This is a genomic window from Psychrobacter piscatorii, assembly GCF_904846415.1.
GTDB lineage: Bacteria > Pseudomonadota > Gammaproteobacteria > Pseudomonadales > Moraxellaceae > Psychrobacter > Psychrobacter piscatorii.
The window spans coordinates 1-7,261 of record NZ_CAJHAR010000059.1 but is presented as its reverse complement, the minus strand read 5'-3'; the positions used below and the strand labels follow the sequence as shown (position 1 = coordinate 7,261).

Below are 7,261 nucleotides of genomic sequence, written 5' to 3'. Positions count from 1 at the left end.
GTACTGTTTATAGCTGAAGCCAAGCTATCATAACCTGATGCTGTGGTACGATCGGCAAGCGCTTCACTTTGAGCACCGTTTGCTGTAGAGCCAAGTCCTAAAGCAATAGTTCGACTACCTGATGCTGTCGCATAAGCCCCTGATGCATCGGCTTCAAAGCCTGTTGCCGTAGCTTCTATACCAGTTGCTTCACTATTCACACCTAAAGCCGTCGTGTAGACAGCAGTAGCTTGCGCGTTTTGTCCCGTTGCGGTGCTGTTCTCAGCTGTCGCACGAGAGTTTGCGCCAGTTGCCGTACTGTTTATAGCTGAAGCCAAGCTATCATAACCTGATGCTGTGGTACGATCGGCAAGCGCTTCACTTTGAGCACCGTTTGCTGTAGAGCCAAGTCCTAAAGCAATAGTTCGACTACCTGATGCTGTCGCATAAGCCCCTGATGCATCGGCTTCAAAGCCCGCTGCGGTGGCTTCTATACCAGTTGCTTCACTATTCACACCCAAAGCCGTCGTGTAGACAGCAGTAGCTTGCGCGTTTTGTCCCGTTGCGGTGCTGTTTTCACCTTCTGCTAGAGCATTCTGTCCCGTTGCTGTGGTATTTACTGCTGTCGCTTGTGCGTTTTGTCCCGTTGCCGTTGCATTTTTTTGAGTCGCTTGAGAGTTTGCACCCGTTGCTGTACTATTCTCAGCGGTTGCTCTACTGCTCACACCTATTGCGGTAGTGTTCTTATTATTGATAGCTTGTGCATCTCGTCCAATAGCGGTGCTGTTTTCGCCAGTAGCCTGAGACTGACCTCCATAACTACTTGAATTTACCCCAGTTGCTATAGCACTCTCTCCAATAGCAGTACTATTTATTTTAGTAGCTTGAGCACTATTACCGATGGCAATAGCAGTAGCATCTGATGCTGTCGCCGCATTTCCGTTATTACTATCACCAGCTCCTAAAATCTGCCCGCCACCGATAGATACTCCTGATTGTAGGTTGCCATTTGAGTCAGGACCTAGTGAAACTGTTGCGGTACCGGCTGCATTTCCAACAACAACACCTGCGCCTTCAGTTACCTCTATATCACCGACGAACTCTTGTCCGCATGATGGTGCATCTGCAGCTTGGGCATCTTTATCAAGTACCACAAACCCAAGCGCTGTATTTACTATTTGAGCCGTTAGTGAAGCAACCACAATGGCTCCGCCTGCCATACCTGCACCAAAAGGTAATCCTTGCACTGCTTCGCCACCTGCTTCTAAAACTGTTTGAGCGATATCTACGCCCAGCATTCCGTATTCTATGTTACGAATCTCATTTTCAAAGGTTTCTGAACATTTTCTATTACTTATTGGTCCCTCTGTTAGAGACTGGTTAGATTGTGGAGCATTGGGATCACTGTAAGCTGGATTTACTGGCACAGTTGTAGGAACTCCTGGATTAGTTGGAGTTACTGGTGTTGATACTTGCTGGCTTGCTTTGTCCTTGATGTCTTGTATAAAAGTATCGTTGTCACTGATCCAGTCACGATTATCTACGATAACTTGCCCTTCATCAGCAAATGTATAATCATCATCACCACTACCTAAAGCATAGGATGGAAAACTAATAGCACTCATCGCCAGTACTAGGACCGTTCTCTGTAACGTTGGTTTTTTGATAGTCGTCTTTGTCATAAGGTGTGCTCTGCTTTGAATAGGGATTCATTACAATACGTGGTAAAAATATTGTTGAAATTCAGATGTTTATCCTTGTCAGATAGATACCGCATAAGGATTCGTATGGATTGATTTAATGATTTAAGACAAGACCGTATAAACGAATATATTGAGAAATATAAAATATTGTATTTCTAAACTAGAACTGTGAGAAATGTAAACAGTAGTTAGTACTAATGTAACTTAAGATATCTAACTATGTAATTTATTATTGTTTTGTAAATAGTGCAAGCAAATGTTTTTTATTTTATCTGATTAAAAACTATCACTCCTTAGATAATTAATGACGGTAAGCTGTTTGAAACTACGAAGATACTTTAAGTTTTAACATACCTATCTCTGATAAATAAATTAAATTATTTATTGTTTGCCTCATGCTGATCTTAATGCAATAGTTGTCCACTGAACGTTCAGAACAGTCGTATTGTACAGACACTAAAAACGTACTTGGACACTAGGTGAACAATGATCATATCAGTTACGAAAGCGGCAAAAGAATGGGGTGTATCAAGAACCACGATCTATCAGAAAGTCAATGATGGCGAGCTATCTAGGACAGCAGATAAGAAAATAGACGTTTCAGAAATGTTGCGCGTGTTTGGTGAGCCAATTTCTAAAAAACATACTGAACGTTCGGCGGACACTGTCCAAAGTACACCTCTGAACAATCAAAGTGTTCAGTACAATACGGACATTGAACACCTATTAGCGCTTGAAAAGCTCAAGAATGAACATCTCAGCCAACAAGTCAGTGATCAAAAGAAATTAATTGAAAATTATCAGCAGCAGATAGGACAGTTGAACAAAACGCTGGATAAAGCCAACGCCAGTATCCAAAATTTCGCACAAGTGAGACTGTTAGAGTTCAGACAATCTGAACCCAATGATGAGATACAATCCGAAAAAAAACAGGATACTGAAATAACAGCTATCGCCGAGAAGAAGAAAAAGTGGTGGGTTTTTTAAATACCTCCTTACGATGCCGAAGCCCGAAAACCTAATTTATCGAGATAGGGTGCGTAAAAAGAATGCTTACTTTCATCTAATAGCTCAGTCTCAATCCGTTCAGCAAATGCTTTATAATCCTCACCCTGCTTAGCATAGTTAGCCAACTCACTCATTTTCGATAGCTTAGCCGCAAACACACCCTTTTGTTTATCTGTCATTTCTAAGGGGGTTAGCATATCGGGCATATCACTGTCTCTCTTTTTTCCTAACAACTTCTTAGCTTGGGTTTTTATTCTGAATTTGAATGTAAAACCTGTAATAACCCTGCCTTGTTTATGCTGTTCATATTCAACAGTAATATCAGTATGTTCGTTGATTTGTTTAACCGCTAAATCTAAAACCCTTCTTTTGAAAGCTTCTATTCTCTTGTATTCATCTACCAATCCCAGCTTTTCTCGTAATTCTGAAAGTGATATTAGGTTTGTTTTCCTTACTGAGCGCCATTGTATAACCAACTCATAGAGCCTGATAGCATATTCACTTTGTAGCCCTACAACCTGTTTTAATTCATATTCTGTATATCTAGCTTCAAGCCTGGTAATTAGCGGTATTACATCGCTAGCAAAAACAAGTTCAACACATCCTAAATCATCAATGTAACCAATCTTATCAACCCATCGACTTTTATAGTGACCTACTTTTCCTGTTCGTTCGTCAAGTTTACTGTAAGCAAAACCTGCTTCATACAACCCTTCCACAGCCCTTTTCATAGCTTCATAAGATGTATGCTTCTCTACATCAAACTGTTTTGCATAGCTCTGAGCATAAATCCTTAATAGTCCGCCAGCTTCTATTAAAGTTTTTTGCTCTCTAGCTTCAATAATAGCTAAAAATATTAGTCGTTGCTCAACTACACCTAAGCTATAACTTGCCCCAATCAAAGAATTATCTTTAGTAACTAGCTGCTTTTGCATTATGACCCCTCATATGTTCTAAGTAACTTTAATACACATACCTCTATAAAGCAACAAAATAAAAACCGCGTTGCTTTATAGGTCGTAAAACGTTGCTTTAAGGTCGTAAAACGTTGCTTTATAGGTCGTAAAACGTTGCTTTATAGGTCGTAAAACGTTGCTTTATAGGTCGTAAAACGTTGCTTTATAGGTCGTAAGAACCATTACTATCAATGGCTACAGCGAACGTAAAAGCTTTTAAAAACTATTAAAAACATTAAAAACCTTTTTCTCTTATTTCTTTTAATTCTTCCATAGTGAAGAACTTTAATTTAGCTTGAAGCTCAGCTCCTTGTCTAAACCATTCCCAATAATTTAGGAAAGCATCGTAATGTTCACTTATATAATCCATCAGTTGAGAAGTAGAAAGATCGTAATGGTGATCTTTAGGTTTAGAGAATCTGGTTAGTTTGCCTTTACTGACACTTACACCAAAATACTGAGCTATCTTCATTGCTCTATATGAATTAATTTGACGCTCTAATCTATAACCATCGTAGACACCCAATACATCAAGCTCGCTACAACCATAGTCAATAGTATTTATCATATCAATCATACCCTCTACTCTGGCTGAACGAAGTGCATTATATAACTGCATATTTTTACGTCTCTTATCCATATTTAATAGTCCTTAACTCTAGGTACAGCCATTATTTTTTTATATAAGTACAGCCAATCATAATAGCATAGGTACAGTCATTTATTTCCAATTAGGTACAGCCAAATATAGATTATATGATATTATTTATTAAGCCAGCAGTCACAAGAGGGGGCTATTTATTACTACGTAATAATTATCCTATCCCTCGTATGAGCTGGTTAAGGGGAGACCCCTTAAAATCCCCTACCAATCCTTACCTAGGTAATCGTTATGATTGAGCCAAAAACTGCCGTTCTTGACAAGAGAGCCAAGCGAAATAGAGAGATTGCAATTCGCGTCAATGACTACGAACTTGCTGAGATTAAGAAAAGAAACCGCGAAAATACAGTGGCCAGTTGGTTACGAGGATTGGCATTAGGGGTTACTCCTGTTAAGCCAGTTGATCCTGAATTGGTGCGTCAGTTGGGTAGAATCGGTAGCAATCTTAATCAGCTGACCAAGCATGTGAATATCGAAAAGCACGTTGATGCCGAGGTGCTTAATGAGATTAAGGCGATTAGGAAACAGTTGCATGTGCTGATAGAGACGAGTATCGAATACTCAAAAGTAGCCGCGAGGGATGGTGATGATTGTTAAGTTCTCTAAGCATGGTAAAGGCAAAGCGAGTGGCGTTTTAGACTACCTTCTTAAAGAGAAAGGGAGTAAGGGTACTTTGGTACCTAGAACGCATGCAAAAGTGCTGTACGGCGATCCTGTGCTCACTGAGCACTTAATTAACACGACCTTTCACAAGACTAAGTATAAGTCAGGGTACTTGTCTTTTAGTGAACGTGCGGATGAGATTAGTGAGGCGGATAAAAAGCGCATTATGCAGGAGTTTGAGGCGGTTATATTCTGCGGTTTGGATAGCGATCAGTACGACATTCTGTGGGTTCAGCATGCGGATAAAGACATTGATGAGAATCATCCAGTCGGACGATTGGAGCTGAACTTTGTGATTCCCTGTCAGGAACTACGATCAGGTAAGTCTTTTCAGCCGTACTATGAGCCGGCAGACCAAAAAAGGGTTAACGCTTGGAAGAATATTATCAATTCAGAAGTCAAAACCATCAAGGGTGAGCCGTTAAGTGATCCTAATGATCCTGAGCGCAAACGTTTAGTGAACCCATACAGCAGTAATGCACCACGCCCTACGCCTTTTGATTTGAAGAGCTATACGAAAAAAGATGCAGATAAGGATGAGGAGACTATCGCTAATCCTCCTAGCCGTAAGCTATTAGAGGAAGCAATTAAACGTCGTCTCTTGCTGGACTGGCAAAACGATATCGCTATGAATCGTCGAAGGGTATTGGGTAGGCTTGAACAGTGGGGCTTGAAGATTAATCGAGGTAATAGCGAGAAGACGTTGTCAGTGACAAGCGACAAGCTAACGGATAAGAATGGTAAGCCAATGGGTGTTAGGCTCAAAGGCGGGATGTTTGAAAAAGGGTTTGATGGTTATGATTTTGAGCCAGAAGCGAAAGAAGAAAACCATTCTGCGTACGACCATAGAGCTAGTAGAAATGAGCGCAAGCAGTTAGATGAGCAGCTGCTAGCCACTGGAATAAAAATAAAGGAAGCTTATCATCAGGAGAGATACAAGAGTTCAGCTACGCTTGAGCCGTTGGTATCAGACAAGGTAGTTGAACAGAAGCTGGAAGTAGTTAAACCAGCTCCTGCAGAAAACTATCACGCGAGTTTGCGACCAAGGTTTTGATAGTTGTTAAGTTGCTATATTTGAGCGTTCGTTCATTTTAGGAATAGAGGTAAAAACAATATAAATCAAAACTAAATAAGATTTAAGCCTAACAGTTAAGTGCTAGATTTGCCATACAAGTAACTATTAGGCTGAATCCTACAAACTACCCTAAACTTAATCAATAAAGATGACTATTAATTAATTAGGAAAGATACCCCTAAATTACCACCTTGCTCATCACTATTACCACCGAAAGCACTATTGAATCCAAATTTACCATCTACAGTGGTGTAGTTAACGCCTAGCGCATAACCCGTCTCACCAGACCAAGTGCCACCTGCTAAACCGACACTGAACTTACCTGGAACGGTTGAATATTTAAGACCAGCAAAGGCTAATGACGAGGCCAATCCCTTGTTTTGACGATCTTCTAGAGAGTTGATCTCACGATCGGTATAGCCAAATGCTTCAGCTTGACTTTGGAACAATTGACCACCGTTCACAGCATCAGTTGAGCCAGCAGAAATATTACCTGCTGCTACACCTTGTACCACGTTGCCACCCATATTCACGGTAGCACCTTGACTGACATTAAGTGATTGTGAAACATCTAAAGTATTGGTATCGATATCAGTTGTCACAATATTGCTAGGTGCAAAAGTACCAGCAGTTAAAGTGCCTGACACTGATAGGTTACCAGTCGTACTGATATTACCTGTGTTAACAATACCGTTAGTAGTAGTGACCCCAGTGGCTGTCAGGTTAGTCGTATTCAAACTACCCGTGTTGATAGCGCCAGTGTTGGTAATACCATTGGTAGTGGTTTGACCTGTTGCTGTCAAAGTAGTCGTTGTCAAACCATCTGTACTGATAGTACCTGTATTAGCAATACCATTGGTGGTAATTTGACCTGTTGCTGTTAAGGTAGTCGTGTTCAAACTATCCGTATTGATAGTGCCAGTGTTAGTGATACCAGCTGTCGTGGATAAGCCTGTAACTCCTAGCGTGCCGTTCAACTGAGATGCGCCAGTATTGGTTAGAGTACCAGTATTAGTAAGATTACCTACGCTATCGATATCGCCTGTGTTATCAATACCAGCTGTCGTGGATAAGCCTGTAACTCCTAGCGTGCCGTTCAACTGAGATGCGCCAGTATTGGTTAGAGTACCAGTATTAGTAAGATTACCTACGCTATCGATATCGCCTGTGTTATCAATACCAGCTGTCGTGGATAAGCCTGTAACTCCTAGCGTGC

General features: G+C 40.8%; 6 protein-coding genes and 1 pseudogene. 3 read left to right on the top strand and 4 right to left on the bottom strand.

Annotated elements, in window-relative coordinates; all coding sequences use genetic code 11:
* Positions 1-1,661, bottom strand: a pseudogene (locus JMX83_RS14475) (hypothetical protein); the annotation flags it as partial.
* Between the two features lie 507 nt (positions 1,662-2,168).
* Between JMX83_RS14475 and JMX83_RS14470 the strand changes: the two are divergent.
* Positions 2,169-2,669, top strand: a complete 501-nt coding sequence (locus tag JMX83_RS14470) for a hypothetical protein (RefSeq protein ID WP_201603201.1) — start codon at positions 2,169-2,171, stop codon at positions 2,667-2,669.
* 8 nt (positions 2,670-2,677) lie between these two features.
* Here JMX83_RS14470 and repM read toward each other — a convergent pair whose 3' ends face one another.
* Together repM and JMX83_RS14460 are read right to left on the bottom strand one after the other, a co-directional pair.
* Positions 2,678-3,625, bottom strand: a complete 948-nt coding sequence (repM, locus tag JMX83_RS14465; protein WP_201603199.1) for a replication initiation protein RepM — start codon at positions 3,623-3,625, stop codon at positions 2,678-2,680.
* 256 nt (positions 3,626-3,881) lie between these two features.
* Positions 3,882-4,286: a hypothetical protein gene (locus JMX83_RS14460; RefSeq protein WP_201603197.1), complete on the bottom strand. Its 405-nt coding sequence runs from the start codon at positions 4,284-4,286 to the stop codon at positions 3,882-3,884.
* A 252-nt stretch (positions 4,287-4,538) separates the two neighbouring features.
* Between JMX83_RS14460 and JMX83_RS14455 the strand changes: the two genes are divergently transcribed.
* The gene (locus JMX83_RS14455) at positions 4,539-4,904 is read left to right on the top strand and encodes a plasmid mobilization protein (RefSeq protein WP_201603195.1); all 366 of its coding nucleotides are present in this window, start codon (positions 4,539-4,541) and stop codon (positions 4,902-4,904) included.
* Positions 4,894-6,024, top strand: coding sequence for a relaxase family protein (locus JMX83_RS14450; RefSeq protein WP_201603193.1), 1,131 nt, complete (start codon positions 4,894-4,896; stop codon positions 6,022-6,024). The genes JMX83_RS14455 and JMX83_RS14450 overlap by 11 nt, the downstream gene beginning before the upstream one ends.
* A 176-nt stretch (positions 6,025-6,200) precedes the next feature.
* On the opposite strand, the gene JMX83_RS14445 is transcribed toward JMX83_RS14450, so the two are convergent.
* Positions 6,201-7,261, bottom strand: a 1,061-nt coding sequence (locus JMX83_RS14445) for a YadA-like family protein (RefSeq protein ID WP_201603191.1), incomplete at its 5' end; no start/stop codon positions are given.